The sequence below is a fragment of the Hydrogenophaga sp. genome (genome assembly GCF_965657535.1).
In the GTDB taxonomy this organism is placed as follows: domain Bacteria; phylum Pseudomonadota; class Gammaproteobacteria; order Burkholderiales; family Burkholderiaceae_C; genus Hydrogenophaga.
In genome coordinates this window covers 102,712-122,706 of sequence record NZ_CBFHOP010000001.1, presented here as the reverse complement: position 1 = coordinate 122,706, position 19,995 = coordinate 102,712, and the positions used below count along the sequence as shown (strand labels likewise).

The following is a 19,995-nucleotide window of genomic DNA, read 5'->3' as shown; positions in this document are numbered from 1 at the left end:
GGCGCGGGCTGAGTTTGCGCACCTGTTTTTCTTTTGAATGGCTTTATGACCTCACCCACCCCGTTGAAATTCCTCATGCCCGGCTGGTTCTCACTGGTCATGGGTCTGTGTGGACTGGCGCTCGCATGGCACGGTGCCCAAGCGGCGCTGGGCGACATGGCCACCGGCATCGCGCTGGTAGTGGGCGTGTTGGCGGTGCTGGTGTTCGGTGTGTTGCTGGTGGCTTCGGTGCTGCGCCTGTCGCGCTACCCGCAGGCGTTGGCCGACGACCTGAAGCACCCGGTGCGCCACGCCTTTGTGGCGGCGCTGCCGGTGGCGTTGTTGTTGCTCGCCACGGTGGGTGTGGCGCTGGACGGCGCTGCGGGTGGCTTGTCCACGGTGTGGCGCACCCTGTGGTGGCTGGGCAGCCTCACGCAGCTCTGGGCCACGCTGTGGGTGCTGGGCCGCTGGATCGCACCCGCCGCCTCGGCGCAGCCCGGCCAGGGGCCGGGCAACACCGGGCTGTGGCCGGCGGTCACCCCCGTGCTGCTGATTCCGGTGGTGGGCAACGTGGTCGCGCCCCTGGCGGGCATTCCGCTGGGCATGGACGGCTGGTCGGCGGCGCAAATGGGCATTGGCGTGTTTTTCTGGCCATTGGTGCTGCTGCTCACGCTGGTGCGGCGCATCGCCCACAGCCCGCTGCCCGAGCGCGTGCTGCCGGCCTGGTTCATCACCATCGCACCGCCCGCCGTGATTGGCCTGGTGCTCATTCAGATGCAGGCACCGCTCCCGGTGGTGCAGGCGCTGTGGGGTGTGGGTTTGTTCTTTTTGTTGTGGGCGGCGCCGGTGGTCAAGCGCATCGTGGCGCAGCCGTTTGGTGTGGCGTTCTGGGCGCTCTCGTTCCCGCTCGCCGCCTTCACCACGCTCACCCTGCGCCTGGCGCAGCTGCAGCCAGAGAGCCGCTGGCACGGCCTGTTGCAAAACGCCGGTGTGCTGCTGCTGGCCGCCACGTCCATGGTGGTGCTGTGGCTGGCCTTTGCCACCGTGCGCGGCCTGCGCGACGGCACCCTGCTGGCCCCCGAGCCGGTGGCCAACATCATCCCCACCAGCGCATGAACCAAGCCCCGGCCCAAACCCTGCCCGCCGAGCGCAAGGCCGAGCTGATGCACCGCCTGCGCCGGGCCGAAGGCCAGGTGCGCGGGCTGCAAAAGCTGCTGGACGAAGGCGCCGACTGCGCCAAGATTGCGCAGCAGCTGCTGGCCACCCGCCACGCGCTGGACAGCACCTACGTGCGGCTCAACCTGTCGGTGGCCGAGCAGGAACTGTCGTCACCATCGCCCGATGGCGCGCAGCACGTGACCGAGGTGCTCGACCGCCTGCAAAGCCGGCTCGGGCGCGCGCGCTGAGGCTCAGCGTCCCGGCCCCCCGGGCGAGCACTCGGCAAACCCGTAGCGCTCGCAAAACGGGTTGCCCAGCAGCGGCAGCCATTTCGGAATGTCGTGAAACTCGCGGGCGATGGTGCTCAGCACCGTGTCGCGGTAGGGCTGGTAGCGAAAGCCCTCGCCGTCCACCGCAAAGTAGCGCACGCCCGCCACCTCAAACTGCCGCACACTCACGCGCTCGAAATACGGCGTGAAGTCGCTCAGTTTCGGTTCCTTGAAATCGAGGATGCGCAGGTGCTGGCCCTGCAGCGTGCGGAAGTCCACCAGCTGGTCGTCTTGCCGCGCGTGGTGGCGCCCCACGCCAAACACCGGCACGTACACGGTGTGGAAATAGCCCAGCATGCTGGCCGTGCTGTAAGCGCGCGCCATCACGGTGGCACCGGGCGGCAGGTCTTGCTGCAAGGCGCTCACGATGGCTGGCGCTTCGCGCAGGAACACCGCTTTTTCATACAGTTTGGTGGGCTGCCACAGCGACAGCGGCACCCAGGCCAGCGCGGCCACCAGCAGCAGGTGCGGCACCGAAAGCGCCACCGTCCAGTTCAGGCTGCGGCGCAGCGCGCGCGGCTCCAGCTTCAGCCCGGCCCACACCACAAACAGCGGCACAAAGCCCAGCACCCAGTGCAGCCCCACGCTGCGGCGCAGGCTCAAAAACGCAAACAGCAGGATGGGGAACAGCCACAGCACGGCGGCGGCCCGCTGTGTGCTGGCCGACACGCCATGCACCCGGCGGGCGCGCAGGCCTTGCCACACCAGCCACGGCGTGAGCAGGTAGAGCGCCATGCCGACGTACACCGCAAACGTCTTCAGTTGCCAGTGCGAACCCTCGTGGCGGTTGAACACGTTGAACATCACATTGCTCCAGCCGTGCGTGGCGTTGAAGCCCAGGTTGATGCCAATGGACGGCAGCGCCAGCGCGAACATGAGCGGCAGCGCCCACCAGCGCTCGCGCCGCCAGCCCAACACGTGCACCGCATAGGCCAAGCCGAGCAGGGCGGCGAAGTATTTCGATAAAAACGCCAGCCCCACAAACAGCCCGGCCAGCACGTACCAGCCGGTGCCCCGCTCAGGGCAGGCGCTGGCGCGCAGGTAAGCGTAGGCCGACAGCGCCATGAACAGAATCAGCGGCGTGTCGGTGGTGACCAGCACAAACATCCACGACCACGGCATGGCCAGGTACACCGTGCCGGCCAGCCAGGCGCTCGGCTCGCGCGCGTCGGGCAAAAAGCGCCGCAGCAGATCGACCACCAGCAGCGCGATGGCGCTGGTTACCAGCAGCGTCACGCTGCGCAGCACCAACGGATGGTCGCTGATACCGTGCAGCACCGCCAGCAGCCAGCCCACCATGGGCGGGTGGTCTGAATAACCCCAGGCCGGGAACACGCCCCACTGGTAGAAAAAGGCCTCGTCCCCGGTCATTGGGAACGTGGCCGCCACCCCGATCTTGAGCAGCAGCGTGGCCGCAAACGTGACCCAGAACAGCCAGCGTGCGTTCGCAATCGAAAGGTAAGAAGGGTTCATGGTCATGCGTCATTCAAAACAAAAACACGGTCGAGCGCAGCGCCGGCGCAGCCGCTCAGGCGTCCATGGCCAGCAGGCTCACACCCACCACAATGAGCGTGCAGCCCGCCACCCGCAGCCACGAAAACGGCTCGCCCAGCCACAACACGCCCAGGCCCATCGTCACCACAAAACCCAGGCTCACCAGCGGGTAGGCCAGGCTCACGTCCAGCCGCGACAGCACCCACAGCCACAGCACCGCGCTGGCACCGTACAGCACGAGGCCCAGCCACACCAGGGGGCTGGACAGCGCGTGCAGGTAGGTGGCGCCCACGTCGCCACCGGCCGGTGCGCCCATGCCGCGTTTCATGGCCAGCTGGGCCGCTGACGACAGCAGCACACAAAAAAGGGCCAGGCCCAGCGCAATGGATTTCATGAAAGAGGCGTCTCGTGTTGGCGGCAGGAAAGGTGTGGACTCGGGCTCGGTCAAAGGCCCACGGTGGCGGCCAGACCCATCGCGCCCATCACGCCGAGCGTGACCCAACTGAATGGGTCGCGCAGCGCAAATTGCAGCGGGTCTTCGCCGTGCAGTTCGCGCCGTCCGGTCTTGAGCCAGATGCGCATGATCCACAGCAGCAGCACGGGCGCAGCGCCCCACAGCCACTCGGGTTGCGCATACAGCGCCTGGCTGTTCTGGCTGTCGATGTACAGCGTGAGCACCAGCACCGCCAGGAAGCCGCTGGACAAGCCCATGGACCGCAGCGAGGCCAGGTCGCGCGGCTGGTAGCCCCGGCCGGGCGCCAGGGCGGCGCGCTCGTCGTCCAGCTCTTCCAGCTCGGCGCAGCGCTTCACCAGTGCCAGGCTTAGAAAGAGAAAGATCGAGATCGCCAGCAGCCAGTTGGACGGCGCCACGCTCACGGCCACGCCGCCGGCGCCAATGCGCAGTGTGTAGAGGCTGGAGAGCACCAGCACGTCCATCAGCGCCACGCGCTTGAGCCACAGGGAATACGCCAGCGTGGTGACGGTGTAGGCCAGCAGCATGGCGGCAAAGCCGCCCGACACCGCCAGCGCCAGCCCAAAAGCCAGCACCATCATCACCACGCCCAGCACCACCGCTAGCGCAATGCTGACGGCGCCCGAGGCCAGCGGCCGGTAACGCTTGAGGCGGTGCACCCGGTCGTTGGGCAGGTCCAGCAGATCGTTGAACAAATAGGTGGCCGACGCGCAAAGGCCAAACGCCACGAAGGCCAGTGCCGCCAGGCCCCACAGCGCCGGGTCGAGCGAATGCGCGGCCAGCAGCGGCAAAAACAGCAGCGCGTTTTTGGACCACTGCTTGAGACGGATCGCGCGCAGCACGGTCTTGAGCTTCAGGGGCTCCTGGGCAAACACGCGTGCCTGCGGGTGTTGGCGCTGCAGTGCGCGCACCACAGCGGGTGGCGCGTTCACGGCCACGGCTTGGGTGCTGCCCTGCCACACCGAAAGGTCGTCGTGGCTGTTGCCGGCGTAGGTCCAGGTGGTGTGGCCGCCTGCGCGGGCGTGTGCGTCGATGGCGGCGCGCTTGTGGGCGCGGCTCAGGTTGGGGCCGCCGGCGCCGCCGTGGGTGCCCAGCACGGCGTCAAAAATTTTGAAATGCGCCGCCACCTCGCCCACGATGCGCGCGTCTGCCGCGCTGGCCAGCACCAGCGGGCGGCCGCGGGCGTGTTCGTCGCGCAGGTACTGCACAAAACGCTCGTGGTACGGCAGGCGGGCTGGGTCTGGGCGCACCGCGTCGGCCAGTTTGTGCTTGAAGCCCGCCTTGCCGAGCAGCAGCCAGGCCAGCAAGCGCAACAGGTTCAGCGGGTTGCGGCGCACCAGCAGCATGACCGATTCGTACAGCGTGTCCGACAGCGTGAGCGTGCCGTCCAGGTCCACGTAAAGGGGGCTGGCGTCGTGTGGCGAGGGGTGTGTGTTGGGGTGCGGCAAGCTGGGCGTCCGTTGAGGGGGCTGGGCCAATTTTAGGCCGCTGGCCGCGGCTGCCCGCTGTGCCCCCCAGGTGCCGCGCCAGCCCTGCCTGCGCGCGCTGGGCGGGGGCTCCTTGTTTGCCGCGCTGGGCGGGCCTGAACGACGGGCTCGCCGCGTTTCAGCCCCCGCTGCGCAGCAGCAGCGCCGGGTTCAGCCGCATCTGCCCCAGCAGGTAGCGCGCGCCCAGACCCAGGCTCACGCCGCTGACCAGCAGCGCTGTCAGCAGGCCGCTCCAGTACAGACCGACCGGGCTCATGTCCAGTCGCCACAGCAGCAGACCGGTGGCCAGCGCGCTGCCGGCGAGCAGCGCAAAGGCGGATGTGACGGTGGCCAGCACCACGTATTCCCACACCAGCACGCGCCTGAGCAGCGAGTGGCGTGCGCCCAGCGCGTGCATCACCGTGGCGTCAAACAGCTGGCGGCTGCGGCTGGCTGCCACCACGCTGGCCAGCACCAGCAGGCTCGCGGCCAGGCACACGCCCGCCACCACCGCCAGGCCGCTGCTGGCGCGGCCCATGAGGGCGCGGGTTTCACGCAGCAGCGACTCGGTGCGCACCGTGGCGATGTTGGGCGCCACGGCGGCCAGGCGGTCCTGGGCGTCCAGCGTCTGCGCTACCGGCATCCAGGCCGCGCCCACATGGCGGGTGATGAAGGGCTCCAGCACGCCGTCGCTGAAGATGGCCTCTAACCACAGGCGCGACTGCATGCGCCGCTGACTGTAGATGGCGGCCAGCGTGGCCTCCACCGGCGTGCCCATGATCTCGAAGCGCAGCCGGTCGCCCACCTGCAGGCCCAGTTCGTCGGCCTCGCGGTCTTCCATCGCCACCAGGGGTTCGCCGGTGTGGTCTTGGGGCCACCAGGCGCCGCGGTCGATCACCACGTCGTCGAAGTTGCCCGAGCGGTTGCTCAGCTTGTGTTCGTCGCGCGCTTCGCGGGCGCGCTCACCGTCGGCGCTCTCGCGCAGCGCTTCGCCATTCACCGCCGACAGGCGCCCCAGCACCAGCGGTGCGGTGCGCAGTTCAAGGCCGCCGCCGACGCTTTGCAGGGTGTCGCTCAGCAGCGGTATTTGCTCGGTCTGCACGTCGTAAAAAACCAGCGCTGGCGCGTTGGCGGGCACGGTGTCGTTCACGGTGCGCAGCAGCGTCATCACCACCAGCGTGCAAGCCACCAGCAGCGTGAGCGCCGAGCCCAGCGAGAGCAGGGCGGTGCGCAGCGGCGAATGCGCCTGCTGCAAACCGGCCAGCGCCAGTTGCAGCGGCAAGGGCAGGCGCGGGTGGTGTTGCAGCCGCGCGGCCAGGCGGCGCAGCGCGCGGGTGGCCAGGTCCAGCACACCCAGCAAAGCGGCGGTGGCCAGCACAAAGGCCAGGCCAAAGCGCGGGTCGGGCAGCACCGCCACCAGCAGCGCCAAGGTGGTGGCGGCCACGGCGGCGGTGAGCCACCAGGCGCGGCGCGGCGTGTGCAGCGCCTGCCCCTCCACGCCCCGGAACAAGGTGGCCGGACTGACCGACAACGCCCGGCCCAGCGCCGGTAGCGAAAACGCCAGCGCGGTGAGCACGCCAAACGCCGCCGCCACCCCCGCGGGCTGCCACAGGCCTTGCAGCAGCAGCGTCACCGGCAGTTTGTCGGCGGCCAGCTGGGCACCGGCCAGCGCCAGGCCCATGCCCAGCGCTACCCCCACCACGCTGGCCAGCAGCGCCAGCATGAGAATTTGCAGCAGCACCAGGGTGGCCAGCCGGCCGTCGCGCAGGCCCAGCGCGCGCAGGGTGGCCAGGCTGGTGAGCTTGCCTTGCAGGTAAGCCTGCACGCTGTTGAACACGCCCAGCCCTCCGATGAACAGGGCTGAAAACCCAATCAACATGAGGCCCGAAGCGATCTGGCCCAGCACCTCGGCCATGCGGTCGCTGCGCTCGTCGAAGCTGCGCACCTCGGCGTCCAGCGCCGGAAAGGCGGCCATGAAGGCATCGCGCCAGTCGGTGGCGGCCTGTGCGCTGGGGGCGTCCACGCGAACGCGGTAGCGGTATTCCACCCGGCTGAGTGGCTGCACCAGGCCAGTGGCTTCCAGCGCGCCTTCGGCCACCAGCACCGGGGCGGCACCCCAGTCGGCGCGCAGGCTGCGGTCGGGCTGGCGCACGGTGATGGCGCGCACCACCAGGTCCAGGTCACCAATGGCGATGCGGCTGCCGGTTTGCAAACCGAAGCGGGTGGCCAGGGCGCTGTCGAGGGCGGCGCCCCACTGGCCGTCGCGCTGGGCCAGCGTGTCGGCCAGCGGCGCGGCCGGGTTCAGCTCCACCTGCCCCACCAGCGGGTAGGCCGCATCGGCGCTCTGCAGTTCAATCAGCTGGGCACGGCCGTCTTCGGTGCGCAGCATGGTGCGCAGCTCGATCAAGCGCGACACCGTGGCACGCGCCTGCATCCAGGCCAGGGTTTCAGCCGGCAGGGGCTGGGGCGATTCAATTTCGACATCGCCTCCAAAGATCAAGCGGGCGTCGGTGCGCATCGCGTCGGCCACTTGGCGGTACAGTCCGCCGCCTGCCGCCACCAGCGACACGCCCAGCACCAGGCAGGCCACAAAAATCCACAGGCGCCGTCCGCTGGCGCGCAGGTCGCGCCAGGCCAGGTCAAGCAAAAACAGCATCGCGGTGCTCCGGCTGGCGTTCGGTGGGGGCTTCCTGCAATTGGCCTTCGTGCAGGCGCAGCACGCGGTCGCAGCGGGCGGCAAAGTCCAGGTCGTGCGTCACCAGCACCAGTGTGGTGCCCAGTTCTCGGTTCAGGCCAAACAGCAGCTCGCGCACCGCTTCGGCCGTGTGGTCGTCCAGATTGCCGGTGGGCTCGTCGGCCAGCAGCAGGCGCGGGCGGTGCACCAGCGCCCGGGCAATGGCCACGCGCTGCTGTTCGCCGCCTGAGAGCTGTGACGGCTTGTGGTGCATGCGCTCGCCCAGGCCCACGCGGCGCAGCATTTCGGCCGCCGCTTCACGCGCGCCGCTGGCCCCGGCCATTTGCAACGGCAGGGCCGCGTTGTCCAGCGCGCTCAGGCTGGGCAGCAGGTGAAAGCTCTGAAACACGATGCCGATGCGTTCGCGGCGCAGGTCGGCCAGGCCGTCGCTGTCCAGCGTGCCCAGGTCGATGCCGTCGATCAGCACCTGCCCGGCGCTCGGCCGCTCCAGCCCCGAAAGCAACAGCAGCAGCGAGGTTTTGCCCGAACCCGAGGGGCCGGCAATGGCCACGCGGGTGCCGGCTTCAATGCGCATATCCAGCCCGCGCAGCACGTCCACGCGGGTGTTGCCGAGCGGGTAAGACATGCCGAGCTGGCGGGTTTCGATGAGAGCGGTGGTTTTTGTCATGGGGGTCGGAGCGTGTCTTGGGTCTGAGGTTCCCGGTGGGCTGGTCGCCATAATGGGCGCCTTTTACCTCCCGCGCTCGCCCGAGCCCAAAACCCCCGCCATGGATGTCTGGACCACCTCTTTGTTGCTGGCCGTTGCCGCGTTTGCGGCCGGTGTGCTCAACGCCATCGCCGGCGGCGGCAGCTTTCTCACGTTTCCTGCGCTGGTGTTTGCCGGTGTGCCACCGATCATGGCCAACGCCACCAGCGCGCTGGCGGTAAGCCCGGGCTACCTGGGCAGCACGCTGGGCTTTCGGGCCGAACTGCGCGAGCTGCCCACGCGGCGCCTGCAGCGTGAAATGGCGCTGTCGGCGGTGGGTGGCGTGGCGGGTGCCCTGCTGTTGCTGGTCACGCCGTCGCACCTGTTTGCCGGCATCGTGCCCTGGCTGCTGCTGTTTGCCACCGCGCTGTTTGCCGCCGGGCCAGTGCTGGCACGGCGTGCTCAGGCGGCGTCCAAAGAGGGGCAGGGGCTGGTCGCCTGGCGCGAGCCCGGCCTGCTGCTGGTGGCCATTTACGGCGGCTATTTCAACGGCGGTCTGGGTATCTTGCTCATGGCGCTGTACACCGTGGCGGGCGAATCGCGCATCAAGACGGTGAACGCGCTGAAAAACCTCAACTCGCTGGTGCTGTCGTGGCTGGCGGTGGGCGCGTTTGTGCTGGCGGGCGTCATTGCCTGGAAAGAAGGCTTGTTGATGATGGTGGCCGCCACGGCGGGCGGTTTCTTTGGTGCGCGCTGGTCCAAGCGCCTGCCCGCGCAATGGGTGCGTGTGGGCGTGATCGTGACCGGGCTGGTGATGAGCGCGCTGTTTTTCGCGCGCAGCGCCTGACGCCACCGCGCCAGCGCACCGCTGCGCCGCTACACCGGCAGCCAGGCCCAGGCCTGGCCCAGCGCCTGCGTCACCAGTTGCCACAGCGAAACCACATAAGCCACCGCGGCCACGCCAGCGGCGGTGGACAGCAGCAGGGCCACGCCATCGCGAAACATCCAGCCCAGGCTGAGCAAGATCAGGCTCAGGCTGGGCAGCACGTTGCCCAGCGGCAGCGGCAAGAAAATCACCACGCCCATCAGCGCGATCCACACGCCCCACCACACCCGCGTGCTGTCATGTGAGCACAGTGCCCACCGTGGTCGCAGCCAGCGGTTGCCCCGCTCGTACATCCAGGCCAGGCCGTGCAGGCAGCGGCCGGTCCAGCGCTCGTTCAGCGTCATCTGTCCCAGGCGGGCGGGGAGGGGCCAGCTGTCTTGCCCGCGTGCCCAGGCCCAGGCCAGCGCCCAGATGCCCAGGCTCATGGCCGTGCCGGTGCCCGGCAGCGGCACCGCGCACACCACGGCCAGCAGCATCAGCAACACCGCGCCCGACGACTCGCGGTGCAAGCCGAGCAGTTCCGCCAGGTTCAGGCGCAGGTCGGCGGCGGCGTTGGCGCTTGCCGCTGCCGACACGGTGTTGGCGCGGTGCCCGTCGGCCGCCACGCGCAGCCGCTCAGCCAAGTGGATGCTCATGGTGTTGCGGGCGGCCCTTCGGCCGATCAGGCCTGTGCCTGGCGCGGCGCGGCGGGTGTGCCCAGGCGGCCCGCCAGCCAGTGCCCAGCCACCGCGCACACCAGCAGCAACAGCATCACCAGCCCCCAGCCGATCCACAGCAACGGGGTGATCCAGCCCATCAGGCCATCTGCCGACGGCAGCACCTGCCCCAGCCACTGCACCAGGTCCACCGCGGCGGCCTGCAGGCCTTGCAGCCAGGCCGTGTCGACCCACAGGGCCAGCCACGCCGGCACCGGCCATTGCCCCGCTGCGGTGGCCAGGTCGGTGGCCTGCCCTGAGGTCATGGCCGCCAGCAACCAGTCGGCCACTTGGGCTGTCAGCGCCACCAGCCCGGTCCACAGGCCGGCCAGCACCACAAACGCCAACCAGATCATTGCTTTCATACGAAGAGTCCTGTCTTGCTTGATCGGCTGCGGCGTTTCACGCTACGGCGGGTGCCGTGCGCCAAGCCTTCGCCATGGCGTCCAGCATGTCGGCTTCACCATCGGCCATGTGTCCGTCGGCCAGGGCAATGCCTTCACACAGATCCAAAATCTGCGCGCGAAGCGCCGGGTCCTGTACCTCGTTCATCAGGCCTTGGCGGGTCGCATCGTCGATCTGCGACGAACCGATCCACTCCCCGTGTGCCGCGTGCAACAGGTCTTGGCAAAACAGGTCGATCACCGCCTTGATCTCCTCGGCGGGCAGCCCCAGGCGCCGTGGCGCGTCCAGCCGATCCAGGGCGCGGATCTCGGTCATGGAATAGTTGCCGTCGGCCACAAGGGCCATGGCCAGCAGGCGTGTGGCGGCCTGGGGGCTGTTGGTGGGGTAAGTTCTCATGGGTCACCGCTTTCGTTGAGTGAAAAAAAGAACCAGGCCAATTGTTCGCTGTGGGGGCGCCTGGCGTGCCCCGAACACGCTGTCAAGATAGGGCTGCACAGATGTATTAAAAAGCAGACAATGATTGAAAAATATTCCTTAAAATACGAACAATGAACCAGGAACTCAATTACAAGCACCTCTATTACTTCTGGGTCACGGCCAAAGAGGGCGGCATGTCGCACGCCGCCGACCGGCTGGGGCTGGCGGTGCAAACCGTGAGCGCGCAAGTGCGCTTGCTCGAACAGTCGCTGGGGCACGCCTTGTTCAAGCCGGCCGGCCGCGGCCTGGCGCTGACCGACGCCGGCCAGGCCGCGCTGCAAGTGGCCGAGCAAATTTTTCACCTGGGTGAGCACCTGCAAACCGCCGTGCGCGAGGCCGGCACACACGTCGGTGTGCGTCTCGTGGTGGGCATTTCAGACGGCTTGCCCAAGCTCGCCGTGCGCGACCTGCTGGCGCCCGCCATGGAAGAGCCCCACCTGCGCTTGCTGTGCCACGAAGACAAATTTGACGACCTGCTGGCCGACCTGGCCCTGCACCGCCTGGACGTGGTGCTGTCAGACCGCCCCGCGCCAGCCAACCCCAACCTGCGGCTCTACAGCCACGCGCTGGGGTCTTCGGCGCTGGGCTGGTACGCGCCCAAGGAATGGCTGGCGCAGGCCCGACACAACTTTCCGCACAGCCTGGCCCAGGTGCCCGTGCTGTTGCCCACCGCACACGCCTCGGTGCGCCTGCGGCTCGACCAGTGGTTTGAGCGCCAGGGTGTCACGCCCAACCTGGTGGGCGAGTTTGAAGACAGCGCCCTGCTGGCCACGTTTGGCTCGTTGGGCATGGGCGTGTTCCCCGCTTCCGAGCGCATGCGCGAAAAGCTCTCAAACGGGTACGGCCTGAGCTGGTTTGCGCCTTGCGACGGCGTGCAGGAACACTTTTACGCCATTGGCACCGCGCGCAAAGTGCAGCACCCGCTGGTGCAAAAACTGCTGGTGCAAAAGCTGGCCGACTGATGCCGAAGCAAACCGGTACCCGGCCGGTCGGTGGCCCCCTGCCGGCCCACGCGGCTGGAACCTCGCCGCCGCCGCTGCCGCCACACCATCCCGCCATGCACGCCCTCACCCCTGCCGCTCACATGCCCTGGCCCGTGGCCAGCCCGTTTCGCATGCGGCCTGGTTTGTCGCGTCTGGTGCCAGTTGCCGAGGCGGCAACGCCCCCGCCGCTATTCTTGCGCGATGCTCAAGCCCCGGCCTACGCTGCACAGAAACAAGCCGTGCTGCACACGCAACACGAGCGCGCCCTGGTGGGTCAGGCCGAGCCGGCTGTGTTGCAGGCCATTGCCGCTGCCTATGCCGCCCAAACCGGCGTGGCGCTGGCGCCCACAGCCCAAGCCCTGGCGATGGGCCTGCAAGAAGACATGGTGGTGCTGCACGACGAGCTGGGCGCCATGCGCACGCGATGGCTCTCGGTGTGTTTCCCGTCCAACTGGAGCCCGGCGGAGAAGCTGGGGCTGGACTTCACCGCCATCCATGCCCCCGTGGCTGACAACGCACTGCTGCAGGCCGGCGGCAAGGGCATTGTGGACATGGCGTTTCGCCAGGCCAGCATGCTGCGCCATGTGTGGCTGCTCACGCCCAGCGGTGACCTGCCGCAACACCCCGAAACCCGTCGTACCCGCTGGGAAGACGCCGAGGCCCAGGCCAACGCCAGCGGGCAGCGCCTGCTGGAGCAGGTGTTTTTTCGTGTGGAACGCCAGACCACCCTGCCCCTGCCCGCCCTGCGGCGCGGTGTGTTTTTCATCCGCGTCATGGTCTGCCCGCTGCTGCATGTCTTGCACGCGGGGCCCACGCGCGCCTGTGAGCTGCATGCCGCGCTCGCTTCCATGAGCGACGCCGTGGTGGCCTACCGCGGCATGACCGGTGTGCGCCCGCGCCTGCTGCGCGAGCTGGCAGCATTCGCCGGCCTCTGAAACGCCGTTGGTTGAGAGCGCTCAAGGCCGCGCGGCACGCCCGGCCTACATTGCGCTGAATGCCTCTCCACACAGCGAGCACGCCCATGAAATGTCTGCCCGGCACACGCACCTGCCTCTACAACCACGCCGGGTTCGCCGCCGTGCTGGACCACATGGCGCAGCAGGCGGTGGGCTTGCTGCGCGGCAACGGCCCGGTGGCCGTGTTGGGCGTGCTGCGCCGTGGTGCGCCACTGGCCGACCGCCTCACCGAGCGCCTGGTGCTGCGCCATGGCCTACCGCCGCCGCTGCGGCTGGACCTGTCCGTCAAACGCTACGCCGACGACCTCACCCTCGTCTACCCCGACACCCAGCTCACCGAATCCCCGCGCGACGTCTCGCTCGACCTGAGCGGCGTCACCGTGCTGGTGGTGGACGACGTGCTCTACACCGGGCAGTCGCTGTTGAAAGTGCTTGAGCACCTGAACCGCAAACACGCCGCCGCCGTGCGCCTGGCCGTGCTGGTGGACCGCTGCGTGACCACGCTGCCGCTGCGCGCCGACGTGGTGGGCCTGCGGCTGCAGGTGGCGCCCAGCCACATCATCGAATGCCATGTCCCGCCGTACGAGACCGACTTCAGCATCCAGCTGCTGCAACCCCCGCGCGCCCGCTGAACACGCCCGCCATTCCAAGGAGCCACCATGTTCAAAGACCGCGAAGACGCCGCCCGCCAACTGGCCACCCGGCTGGCCGTCTACCGGGGCCAGCACCCGCTGATTTTGGCCATTCCCCGTGGCGCCGTGCCCATGGCCAAGGTGCTGGCCGAGCGGCTGCAGGGCGACATGGACGTGGTGCTGGTGCGCAAACTGCGCGCGCCCTACCAGCCCGAAGTGGCCATTGGCGCGGTCGATGAAAGCGGCTGGAGCTACATCGCGCCCTACGCCGCATCCATCGGGGCCGACCAGGACTACATCGCCGCCGAAAAGCACACCCAGCTCGAAACCATCCGTTCGCGCCGCGTGCAATACGCGCCCCTGCGGGCTCCCGTCGATCCCGAAGGCCGCACCGTGATCGTGGTGGACGACGGCCTGGCCACCGGCGCCACCATGATCTCGGCCCTGCACAGCCTGCGCCGGCGCCTGCCCGCCAAGCTGGTGTGCGCGGTGCCCGTGTCATCGCCCGAGGCACTGGCCCGCATCCGCACCCTGGCCGACGAAGTGGTGTGCCTGCACGCCCCCGAAGACTTCCAGGCCGTGGGCCAGTTTTACCGCCACTTTCCCCAAGTGGAAGACGACGAAGTGATGGCGCTGCTGAGGGGCTGAAAACGGCGCACCTCGGTGTGGCCTGGTCCGCGCTGGGCATCGTCCGGCGGTTACGAAGGTTGGTTGCCGACCGGTTGCTGTTCTTTTTAAAACCAGGGTCAGTGGCTGGTGTACAGCGCTTGCCGTCGGTGGCGTTTGCCAAGTCAATGACTGCTTCTGTTTAGGTTTCTGACGGTACAACGCAAACTAGGTCGCTGGACACGACCATAAAGCCTGCGTGGGCGAGTAAGGCGAGCAGTTCGTGCAGCTTGTCGTGCTTGATGCGGCTGACGGCCGATTCCGACAGGCGCATGGCAACAGCAATGGCTACCTGGGTTCCAGGAGCTTCCAGCTGCCGCTTAGCTGTATCGCAGGCGAACGAGATCCTCTTTCAGCAGCTGGCCCACGACCTCTTGCGCCGGTGCAATGGCGCTGCAGGGCATCGGGCTGGCCCTCTTGGTGAGTGGTTGGTCACCGGTATGCCTAATCAAAAACGAGATAAATATTTATTTGCCATGGTTAAGAAATGTATACTTTTAGCCCCTAGATAGAGAAGTCGATGGATGACGGAAAAGTGATGAGTGCCATTGGGACGCGCATCAAAGAGGAGCGACAGCGTCTGCGGCTGACCCAGCAGACCATTGCTGACCTCACCTTGGTGACGAAGGTCACACAGATCAAGTACGAGGCGGGCACTACGGTGCCTAACGCGAGCTATCTCGCGCTGTTTGCCGAAGAAGGCGCGGACGTGCTCTACATCCTCACGGGCCGGCATACCCCAGAGGTGCGCCAAGTTGACAAAGGCACGGTGGTTCTAGAGGCTGAGGAGGCCGCGTTGCTCGACAACTACCGTTCGGCAACCCCCACTGTGCAGGCCGCTATTCGGCAGGTCAGCGTTGCGTTTACGGAACCAGCCGTCAAGCAGGGGCAGAGCGGCAAACGATGAAGGGTGGTAGCGACAAGCATCTTGTGAATCAAGTGCACTGATAAGCTTTCGGACCGGGTGTGGCGAGACAATGAGGCCACCCCTTAGACGCGCGACTATGGACGTGCGAGACGGCAGCTATTTTTTCGAGAGCTCTTATGGCCACAAAAATTGAATACGCATCTGTTGACGACCTGTACCTCGATCCGACAAACCCACGGCTCGGGCGAAAGGTCGCCTCCAAGACTCTCAAGCAGGACAAGATTCTTGAGGTGATGCAAGGCTGGACGCTGGACGAGATAGCTACATCGTTCTTGGAGAGCGGCTTCTTTCCCCAGGAGGCACTGATAGTTGTAAAGGAAAAGCTTTATGGGAAAGAGCATCTAGTAGTCGTAGAAGGCAATCGAAGGCTTGCTACCGTGAAGCTCCTGTGGGCTGCAAAGACCGGCCAATTAAAGAATAAGAAGTGGTCTGATTTATTAGGCAGCGGCAATTTATCAAACGATTTCTTCAAAAATCTTCCTTATATTCAGGTCGAATCCAGAGCTAAAGTTTCTGCATACCTCGGGTTTCGGCACGTTACCGGAATCAAGGAATGGAAGCCTGCAGAGAAGGCGGAATACATAGCCAAACTAATTGAGGAGGAAGGTCTTACTTATGATCAGGTAAGGAGAAAAATTGGGAGTAAAGCCCCAACTGTTAGATCTCATTACATCGCATATCGAGTGCTCACCCAGATGGATGAGGATGAAGATATTGATGTAGAGGAAGTTGAGAAAAAATTTAGCGTTCTGTATTTATCATTAAGAAGCGCGGGCGCACAGAAATACTTGGGCGTTAATTGGAATGCAGATCCTGCAGAAGCACGCGAACCGATCAAGCCCGATTATCAAGAAAATCTCAGAAACTATTCGACCTGGCTGTTTGGCAAGGAAAGGAAGGCACCTCTATTCTCAGACTCCCGTCATGTCGATGATTTTGGAAGAATTCTTGAAAGTGAGGAGGCCGTAAAATACCTTGAGCGAACAACCGTTCCGGTATTTGAAGTTGCTCTTCGGAAGTCAGGGGAAGGGGAGCGAAATGTCATCGAACTTATATCTTCGGCGTCGGACAATATCCAATTGGCGCTGGGCGATGTTCATGTATACAAAAAGTCAGACGAAATGCAGCGCGTCGTTCGTCGGTTGGGCGCTGATATATTCCAACTGCTGAGCAATTTCCCGGCAATAAAGGATGAGATCTTGGCGGAGGAACGAGATGGCTCTTAAGTTGCCGGAAGAAGGAATAAGCTACTCGGTTAACAAGCACAATAGTCGTTTAGATTTCTTTTGCGACTGGCTAGAGGCTAGTGTTATTTTTTCCGATGAGCCTCTTTACAAATCGGATGTAGTCGACTCGCTCACGGAGAATGGCGTCTACCTGGAGCAAGATTTTGCAAATGCGTTTGTTGACGACGCATGGGCAATTGTGGAACGCCGCTTTCGTCGGTTGGAACACACTTTGGGCATCAAGACTGACGCCATGTCATTCACTGCGACGAAGAAGTGGACTGACTACCCTGCGTACAGTTTCTGCGTTTTCTTGTCATGCGTAGGATATCTATATCCTAAGTCGTTCAACAAAGAGGACTTTCCAATTGTTTACGGCGTGCAAGGATCAATTTTTGAGAAAATTTGTCATGCTGCTCTTACCGCCCGGTACCCAGGTTGGATAGTTAAGCGCGTCGGCTGGGCGGCTGACAATGCAGTTAAACTGAAGGATTGCGTGAACGAAATCATCGCGGAACTTTTTGAACGAGAAGGTGCTGAGCGGGAATTGTGGGTTGACGCGTATGCTAACGAACTTGGGCTGGACTTACTGATGTATAGCTCATTTGGCGACAATCGACCTTGCATGCCGGTGACGATGATCCAGTGTGCTTCTGGTAAAGATTGGATTAACAAGAGACGCACCCCTGATTTGAGTATCTGGTCGAAAGTAGTGTCCTTTAATTCACCGCCATCCAAAGGGTTTGCCATGCCTTACGCCTTTGTTGATGATGGCGAGTTTCGCAAAAACACCTTAATAGTTCAGGGAATATTCTTTGATCGATATCGCCTGCTAGATATTAATGCAGGAAATTGGTTGCCAGCTGCTGTTGAGCAAGAGATAATCAGCTGGATGACTCCTTATGTTGCAGCAATTCCTAGACTTCCCTAGATGAAATTTCGATTTGTTGATTTATGTGCCGGCATCGGTGGTTTTCATCAGGCTCTGGAGTTGCATGGCGGGCAATGTGTTTTTGCGTCTGAAATTCAAAGTAGCTTGCAGGCGCTATACAAGAAAAATTTCGGAATTGCTGCGGAAGGAGATCTTTGGAAAATTTCACCATCTGCCGTTCCAGATCACGAAGTTTTATGCGCAGGATTCCCGTGCCAGCCATTTTCGAAAGCAGGCTTGCAACTAGGGTGGAAAGATGAACTGAGGGGAACAGTTTTTCTTCGAATTGCTGAGATTATTGAGTGCAGGCGCCCGAGATTCGTACTCCTTGAGAATGTCGCCAATTTCCTCAATCATGACGACGGCAATACATATGAAAAAGTTGTTGAGACGTTAAATTCGTTTGGCTACGATGTTCTCAGCAAGAAGCTGTCGCCACACGAATTTGGCGTGCCGCAGATTCGTGAGCGTTTGTATATGGTCGCGCACCTTCGGTCGCGCGGAGGCCTTGCCTCATTCGATTGGCCGGAAGAGCCTCACGGAGTTCTTGACATTGGCACCGTGCTAGATGTTGCTCCAGCAGATGCGAAGCCGATCACTAAACAGTTGGTGGACTGTATAGAGGTCTGGCAAGAGTTCCTTGACCAGTATCCAATAGACAAAAAGCTGCCTTCATTTCCAATCTGGGGGCACGAATTTGGAGCCAATTACCCTACGTCGCGGGACTCCCTCCATTCGTACACGATCAACGAACTATGTAGTTTTAGGGGTTCGTTCGGGCGCCAGCTTTTTGGGGAGGGCAAGGCCGAAATCCTAGAGTGTGCACCAAGCTATGCGCGAGCCAAGAAGGCCTGCTTTCCGGTGTGGAAGCAGGCCTTCATCCGCCAAAACAGAGAACTGTTTCAGCAGCACCGCCAGTGGATCGAGCCATGGATGAAGAAGCTCGAGCAGTTCCCGTCATCCTTGCAGAAGCTGGAGTGGAATTGCCAAGGAGAGGTTCGGGATCTGACGAAACACGTGCTTCAAGTTCGAGCATCGGGACTGCGTGTGAAACGCAGATCGACCGCCCCTGCGCTGGTGGCGATGACCACCACGCAGACACCCATCATCGGTTGGGAGTCGCGGTACATGACTCTGAAAGAGTGCAAGAGGCTGCAGTCCATGGATGATTTGCGATACCTCCCCGAGACGGATGGTGCGGCATTTCAGGCACTGGGCAACGCCGTAAATGTGAAAGTAGTGAGCGAAGTTGCACGTTGCTTGTTCGCCTTGGCTGGCGGCGCAGATGGCATTCAGGACGACAACCTTAAGCTCGCAGCTTAGCTCTCTTCAGTCCCGTAGAGGTAGCAAACTATCTGGCAGCTTTTTGTATGTGCCGACGCTGAGTCAAAGAAATTGAACGGCTGCACCCCGCCTTCATCGGTCAGTGAAATCACCAGCTGTAAATGGCAACCCATCGCAGAGAAACAGCGCCCCAACAAAGACCCCATCGCGCCAAACTCTGCAACTACCAACCGGCCGCCAAAGGCCGTGTCAGACTTCGTTGCCCTTGCACACGTTGCAACCCCAGGTGGTGAAATGACAGACATGTTGAAAGCGCGGATTGCAGGCCTGATGGCCCGTTACGACGCTCAGGCGCTCAGCGTGGAGCCCCCGGCGCCGTTGACCTCTGCTGCGCTGCACCTTGCCGCGCAGCAGGCCGCCTTGCAGAAGCTGCACGCCTGGTGTGCCCGTGGTGCAGGGGGTGGCGACAGCCCGTTTTTGCGGCCTTGGCAGCGGCCGGCGTTGGTGCAACCCGTGTCGGTGGCGGTGCTGCGCGGTGCCCAGGTTGCGTGGCTGGCGGAAGCTTTTTCGCGCCAGCTGGACGGCAGCGACCAGCTGGCCGCTGCCGGGGGCCGCTGGGCGGGGCTGTGGTTGCGCTTGCGCGTCAAGTTCAACGACGCCCAATGGTGGCGCGCCCGCCAGCCCACCGACCCATGGGACGCTGGCTACTTGCTCAACAACCCCGTGGCCCGCCAGGCGCTGCGGCGCTTTGTGCCGCGCCGTGGCCACGCTGCAGGGCCGCCGCGCGGCCTTTTTGCATCCGGTGCGGCTGCTGGTGGTTGAAACGGCGGCCGGCCGGGCGCCGGGCCAGGCGACCGAAACCGACCCGGTGGCGTGGCGCGTGGCGGGGCAAATGATGAGCCAGGCGCTGGTGATCGAGCTGGATGCGTCCGGTGGGGACCACCCGGCCGCCTAGTGGGCGTGCGTGGTGCAGGGCAGGGCGGCCCGGCGGCTGTGGGCTGCCCGGGTTGACCGTTCATCGGTGTGGGGGCGTCACCCGTTGGGTTTTTGGCCAAATGTGCTCAAATACCATCCATATGGAATCCAATTGGATTCTAAACAGATGGTTTTCACATGGCCAACACACCGACCGAACCCAAAGCCCGGGTGGGCGACACCGAAAAACTCACCATCAACCTGGGTGTGGTGGACCTGGGGCAGGTCGATCTGCTGGTGCAGGAAGGGTTTTATTCCAACCGCTCTGACTTGATCCGCACGGCGGTGCGCAACCAGTTGGCGGTGCACGCTGACACGGTGCGCCAAACCGTGGCGCGGCGCACCCTCATGCTGGGTCTGCAGCACCTGAGCCGGGCCGACCTGGAGCGCGCCGTGGCCACCGGCCAGCGGCTGCGGGTGCAGGTGGTAGGCCTGGCCCGCATTGCTGAAGACGTGCCGCCCGAACTGGCGTTGGCCGCCATTGAGTCGGTGTCGGTGCTGGGCGCGTTTCATGCGTCACCCGAGGTGCGCCGCGCGCTGGCCGGGCGCATGGTGTGAAGGCGCCTTACAACCCGCCGGACAACCCGCTTCGAACCATCCGCACTCAAAACACACGCCAGACTCAACTGGAAAGCCATGGTTGGCCCACGCAGCCCCCGCATGCCTTTCTGCC

At 64.4% G+C, this 19,995-nt stretch carries 22 protein-coding genes; 14 read left to right on the top strand and 8 right to left on the bottom strand.

Annotated elements, in window-relative coordinates; genetic code table 11:
- The first annotated feature begins 45 nt into the window (after positions 1 to 45).
- Together ACTG4K_RS00710 and ACTG4K_RS00705 are read left to right on the top strand one after the other, a co-directional pair.
- Positions 46 to 1,095 carry an SLAC1 anion channel family protein gene (locus tag ACTG4K_RS00710; RefSeq protein WP_439112275.1) on the top strand — a complete coding sequence of 350 codons (1,050 nt, stop codon included), beginning with the start codon at positions 46 to 48 and terminating at the stop codon, positions 1,093 to 1,095.
- Entirely contained in the window at positions 1,092 to 1,385 is a 294-nt protein-coding gene (locus ACTG4K_RS00705) for a metal-sensing transcriptional repressor (RefSeq protein ID WP_439112274.1), read from the top strand. The genes ACTG4K_RS00710 and ACTG4K_RS00705 overlap by 4 nt, the downstream gene beginning before the upstream one ends.
- 3 nt (positions 1,386 to 1,388) lie before the next feature.
- Here the strand turns inward: ACTG4K_RS00705 and ACTG4K_RS00700 are convergent, their stop codons facing one another.
- From ACTG4K_RS00700 to ACTG4K_RS00680, 5 genes are all read right to left on the bottom strand, one after another.
- Positions 1,389 to 2,939 carry an ArnT family glycosyltransferase gene (locus ACTG4K_RS00700; RefSeq protein ID WP_439112273.1) on the bottom strand — a complete coding sequence of 517 codons (1,551 nt, stop codon included), beginning with the start codon at positions 2,937 to 2,939 and terminating at the stop codon, positions 1,389 to 1,391.
- A gap of 55 nt (positions 2,940 to 2,994) precedes the next feature.
- Entirely contained in the window at positions 2,995 to 3,354 is a 360-nt protein-coding gene (locus ACTG4K_RS00695) for an SMR family transporter (protein ID WP_304824244.1), read from the bottom strand.
- A 50-nt stretch (positions 3,355 to 3,404) separates the two neighbouring features.
- Positions 3,405 to 4,880 carry a UbiA family prenyltransferase gene (locus tag ACTG4K_RS00690; RefSeq protein ID WP_439112272.1) on the bottom strand — a complete coding sequence of 492 codons (1,476 nt, stop codon included), beginning with the start codon at positions 4,878 to 4,880 and terminating at the stop codon, positions 3,405 to 3,407.
- A 157-nt stretch (positions 4,881 to 5,037) separates the two neighbouring features.
- Positions 5,038 to 7,554 carry an ABC transporter permease gene (locus ACTG4K_RS00685; RefSeq protein ID WP_439112271.1) on the bottom strand — a complete coding sequence of 839 codons (2,517 nt, stop codon included), beginning with the start codon at positions 7,552 to 7,554 and terminating at the stop codon, positions 5,038 to 5,040.
- Entirely contained in the window at positions 7,538 to 8,260 is a 723-nt protein-coding gene (locus ACTG4K_RS00680) for an ABC transporter ATP-binding protein (RefSeq protein WP_439112270.1), read from the bottom strand. The genes ACTG4K_RS00685 and ACTG4K_RS00680 overlap by 17 nt, the downstream gene beginning before the upstream one ends.
- A 100-nt stretch (positions 8,261 to 8,360) precedes the next feature.
- On the opposite strand from ACTG4K_RS00680, the gene ACTG4K_RS00675 reads away from it, so the two are divergent.
- Complete coding sequence (locus ACTG4K_RS00675; RefSeq protein WP_439112646.1) at positions 8,361 to 9,125, top strand: sulfite exporter TauE/SafE family protein; 765 nt, start codon at positions 8,361 to 8,363, stop codon at positions 9,123 to 9,125.
- 29 nt (positions 9,126 to 9,154) lie between these two features.
- Here ACTG4K_RS00675 and ACTG4K_RS00670 read toward each other — a convergent pair whose 3' ends face one another.
- Genes ACTG4K_RS00670 through ACTG4K_RS00660 form a run of 3 tightly spaced genes read right to left on the bottom strand, consistent with a single transcriptional unit; the run spans position 9,155 to position 10,660 of the window.
- Positions 9,155 to 9,799 carry an exopolysaccharide biosynthesis protein gene (locus tag ACTG4K_RS00670; RefSeq protein WP_439112269.1) on the bottom strand — a complete coding sequence of 215 codons (645 nt, stop codon included), beginning with the start codon at positions 9,797 to 9,799 and terminating at the stop codon, positions 9,155 to 9,157.
- Positions 9,800 to 9,825: 26 nt separating this feature from the next.
- Positions 9,826 to 10,224: a hypothetical protein gene (locus ACTG4K_RS00665; protein ID WP_439112268.1), complete on the bottom strand. Its 399-nt coding sequence runs from the start codon at positions 10,222 to 10,224 to the stop codon at positions 9,826 to 9,828.
- A 37-nt stretch (positions 10,225 to 10,261) separates the two neighbouring features.
- Positions 10,262 to 10,660 carry a TerB family tellurite resistance protein gene (locus tag ACTG4K_RS00660; protein ID WP_439112267.1) on the bottom strand — a complete coding sequence of 133 codons (399 nt, stop codon included), beginning with the start codon at positions 10,658 to 10,660 and terminating at the stop codon, positions 10,262 to 10,264.
- Between the two features lie 152 nt (positions 10,661 to 10,812).
- Between ACTG4K_RS00660 and ACTG4K_RS00655 the strand changes: the two genes are divergently transcribed.
- The 11 genes from ACTG4K_RS00655 to ACTG4K_RS00605 all read left to right on the top strand — a co-directional run bounded on the left by ACTG4K_RS00655 (position 10,813) and on the right by ACTG4K_RS00605 (position 19,880).
- Positions 10,813 to 11,703: a LysR family transcriptional regulator gene (locus ACTG4K_RS00655; RefSeq protein ID WP_439112266.1), complete on the top strand. Its 891-nt coding sequence runs from the start codon at positions 10,813 to 10,815 to the stop codon at positions 11,701 to 11,703.
- 95 nt (positions 11,704 to 11,798) lie between these two features.
- Positions 11,799 to 12,659: a heme-dependent oxidative N-demethylase subunit alpha family protein gene (locus tag ACTG4K_RS00650; RefSeq protein WP_439112265.1), complete on the top strand. Its 861-nt coding sequence runs from the start codon at positions 11,799 to 11,801 to the stop codon at positions 12,657 to 12,659.
- Between the two features lie 86 nt (positions 12,660 to 12,745).
- A complete protein-coding gene (locus ACTG4K_RS00645; protein ID WP_439112264.1) occupies positions 12,746 to 13,312 on the top strand; it encodes a phosphoribosyltransferase family protein in 567 nt (188 codons plus the stop codon).
- 27 nt (positions 13,313 to 13,339) lie between these two features.
- On the top strand, positions 13,340 to 13,960 hold the full coding sequence (locus ACTG4K_RS00640; RefSeq protein WP_439112263.1) for a phosphoribosyltransferase: 621 nt from the start codon (positions 13,340 to 13,342) through the stop codon (positions 13,958 to 13,960).
- 538 nt (positions 13,961 to 14,498) lie between these two features.
- Positions 14,499 to 14,885, top strand: coding sequence for a helix-turn-helix domain-containing protein (locus tag ACTG4K_RS00635; protein ID WP_439112262.1), 387 nt, complete (start codon positions 14,499 to 14,501; stop codon positions 14,883 to 14,885).
- 137 nt (positions 14,886 to 15,022) lie between these two features.
- A complete protein-coding gene (locus tag ACTG4K_RS00630) occupies positions 15,023 to 16,132 on the top strand; it encodes a hypothetical protein (protein WP_439112261.1) in 1,110 nt (369 codons plus the stop codon).
- Positions 16,122 to 17,063 (top strand): hypothetical protein, encoded by a 942-nt coding sequence (locus ACTG4K_RS00625; RefSeq protein ID WP_439112260.1) that lies wholly within the window; start codon positions 16,122 to 16,124, stop codon positions 17,061 to 17,063. The genes ACTG4K_RS00630 and ACTG4K_RS00625 overlap by 11 nt, the downstream gene beginning before the upstream one ends.
- Positions 17,064 to 18,386, top strand: a complete 1,323-nt coding sequence (locus ACTG4K_RS00620) for a DNA cytosine methyltransferase (protein WP_439112259.1) — start codon at positions 17,064 to 17,066, stop codon at positions 18,384 to 18,386.
- Between the two features lie 264 nt (positions 18,387 to 18,650).
- Positions 18,651 to 19,169: a hypothetical protein gene (locus ACTG4K_RS00615; protein WP_439112258.1), complete on the top strand. Its 519-nt coding sequence runs from the start codon at positions 18,651 to 18,653 to the stop codon at positions 19,167 to 19,169.
- The gene (locus tag ACTG4K_RS00610; protein WP_439112257.1) at positions 19,162 to 19,302 is read left to right on the top strand and encodes a hypothetical protein; all 141 of its coding nucleotides are present in this window, start codon (positions 19,162 to 19,164) and stop codon (positions 19,300 to 19,302) included. Before ACTG4K_RS00615 ends, ACTG4K_RS00610 begins: the two co-directional genes overlap by 8 nt.
- Before the next feature lie 158 nt (positions 19,303 to 19,460).
- Positions 19,461 to 19,880 (top strand): CopG family transcriptional regulator, encoded by a 420-nt coding sequence (locus ACTG4K_RS00605; RefSeq protein WP_439112256.1) that lies wholly within the window; start codon positions 19,461 to 19,463, stop codon positions 19,878 to 19,880.
- Positions 19,881 to 19,995: the final 115 nt, after the last annotated feature.

Coding starts and splice junctions, on each gene's coding strand:
- ACTG4K_RS00615 (WP_439112258.1), top strand. CDS start 18,651: ATGTTGAAAGCGCGGATTGCAGGCCTGATGGCCCGTTACGACGCTCAG.
- ACTG4K_RS00655 (WP_439112266.1), top strand. CDS start 10,813: ATGAACCAGGAACTCAATTACAAGCACCTCTATTACTTCTGGGTCACG.
- ACTG4K_RS00650 (WP_439112265.1), top strand. CDS start 11,799: ATGCACGCCCTCACCCCTGCCGCTCACATGCCCTGGCCCGTGGCCAGC.
- ACTG4K_RS00625 (WP_439112260.1), top strand. CDS start 16,122: ATGGCTCTTAAGTTGCCGGAAGAAGGAATAAGCTACTCGGTTAACAAG.
- ACTG4K_RS00700 (WP_439112273.1), bottom strand. CDS start 2,939: ATGAACCCTTCTTACCTTTCGATTGCGAACGCACGCTGGCTGTTCTGG.
- ACTG4K_RS00665 (WP_439112268.1), bottom strand. CDS start 10,224: ATGAAAGCAATGATCTGGTTGGCGTTTGTGGTGCTGGCCGGCCTGTGG.
- ACTG4K_RS00660 (WP_439112267.1), bottom strand. CDS start 10,660: ATGAGAACTTACCCCACCAACAGCCCCCAGGCCGCCACACGCCTGCTG.
- ACTG4K_RS00630 (WP_439112261.1), top strand. CDS start 15,023: ATGGCCACAAAAATTGAATACGCATCTGTTGACGACCTGTACCTCGAT.
- ACTG4K_RS00620 (WP_439112259.1), top strand. CDS start 17,064: ATGAAATTTCGATTTGTTGATTTATGTGCCGGCATCGGTGGTTTTCAT.
- ACTG4K_RS00635 (WP_439112262.1), top strand. CDS start 14,499: ATGGATGACGGAAAAGTGATGAGTGCCATTGGGACGCGCATCAAAGAG.
- ACTG4K_RS00705 (WP_439112274.1), top strand. CDS start 1,092: ATGAACCAAGCCCCGGCCCAAACCCTGCCCGCCGAGCGCAAGGCCGAG.
- ACTG4K_RS00710 (WP_439112275.1), top strand. CDS start 46: ATGACCTCACCCACCCCGTTGAAATTCCTCATGCCCGGCTGGTTCTCA.
- ACTG4K_RS00685 (WP_439112271.1), bottom strand. CDS start 7,554: ATGCTGTTTTTGCTTGACCTGGCCTGGCGCGACCTGCGCGCCAGCGGA.
- ACTG4K_RS00645 (WP_439112264.1), top strand. CDS start 12,746: ATGAAATGTCTGCCCGGCACACGCACCTGCCTCTACAACCACGCCGGG.
- ACTG4K_RS00670 (WP_439112269.1), bottom strand. CDS start 9,799: ATGAGCATCCACTTGGCTGAGCGGCTGCGCGTGGCGGCCGACGGGCAC.
- ACTG4K_RS00605 (WP_439112256.1), top strand. CDS start 19,461: ATGGCCAACACACCGACCGAACCCAAAGCCCGGGTGGGCGACACCGAA.
- ACTG4K_RS00640 (WP_439112263.1), top strand. CDS start 13,340: ATGTTCAAAGACCGCGAAGACGCCGCCCGCCAACTGGCCACCCGGCTG.
- ACTG4K_RS00675 (WP_439112646.1), top strand. CDS start 8,361: ATGGATGTCTGGACCACCTCTTTGTTGCTGGCCGTTGCCGCGTTTGCG.
- ACTG4K_RS00680 (WP_439112270.1), bottom strand. CDS start 8,260: ATGACAAAAACCACCGCTCTCATCGAAACCCGCCAGCTCGGCATGTCT.
- ACTG4K_RS00695 (WP_304824244.1), bottom strand. CDS start 3,354: ATGAAATCCATTGCGCTGGGCCTGGCCCTTTTTTGTGTGCTGCTGTCG.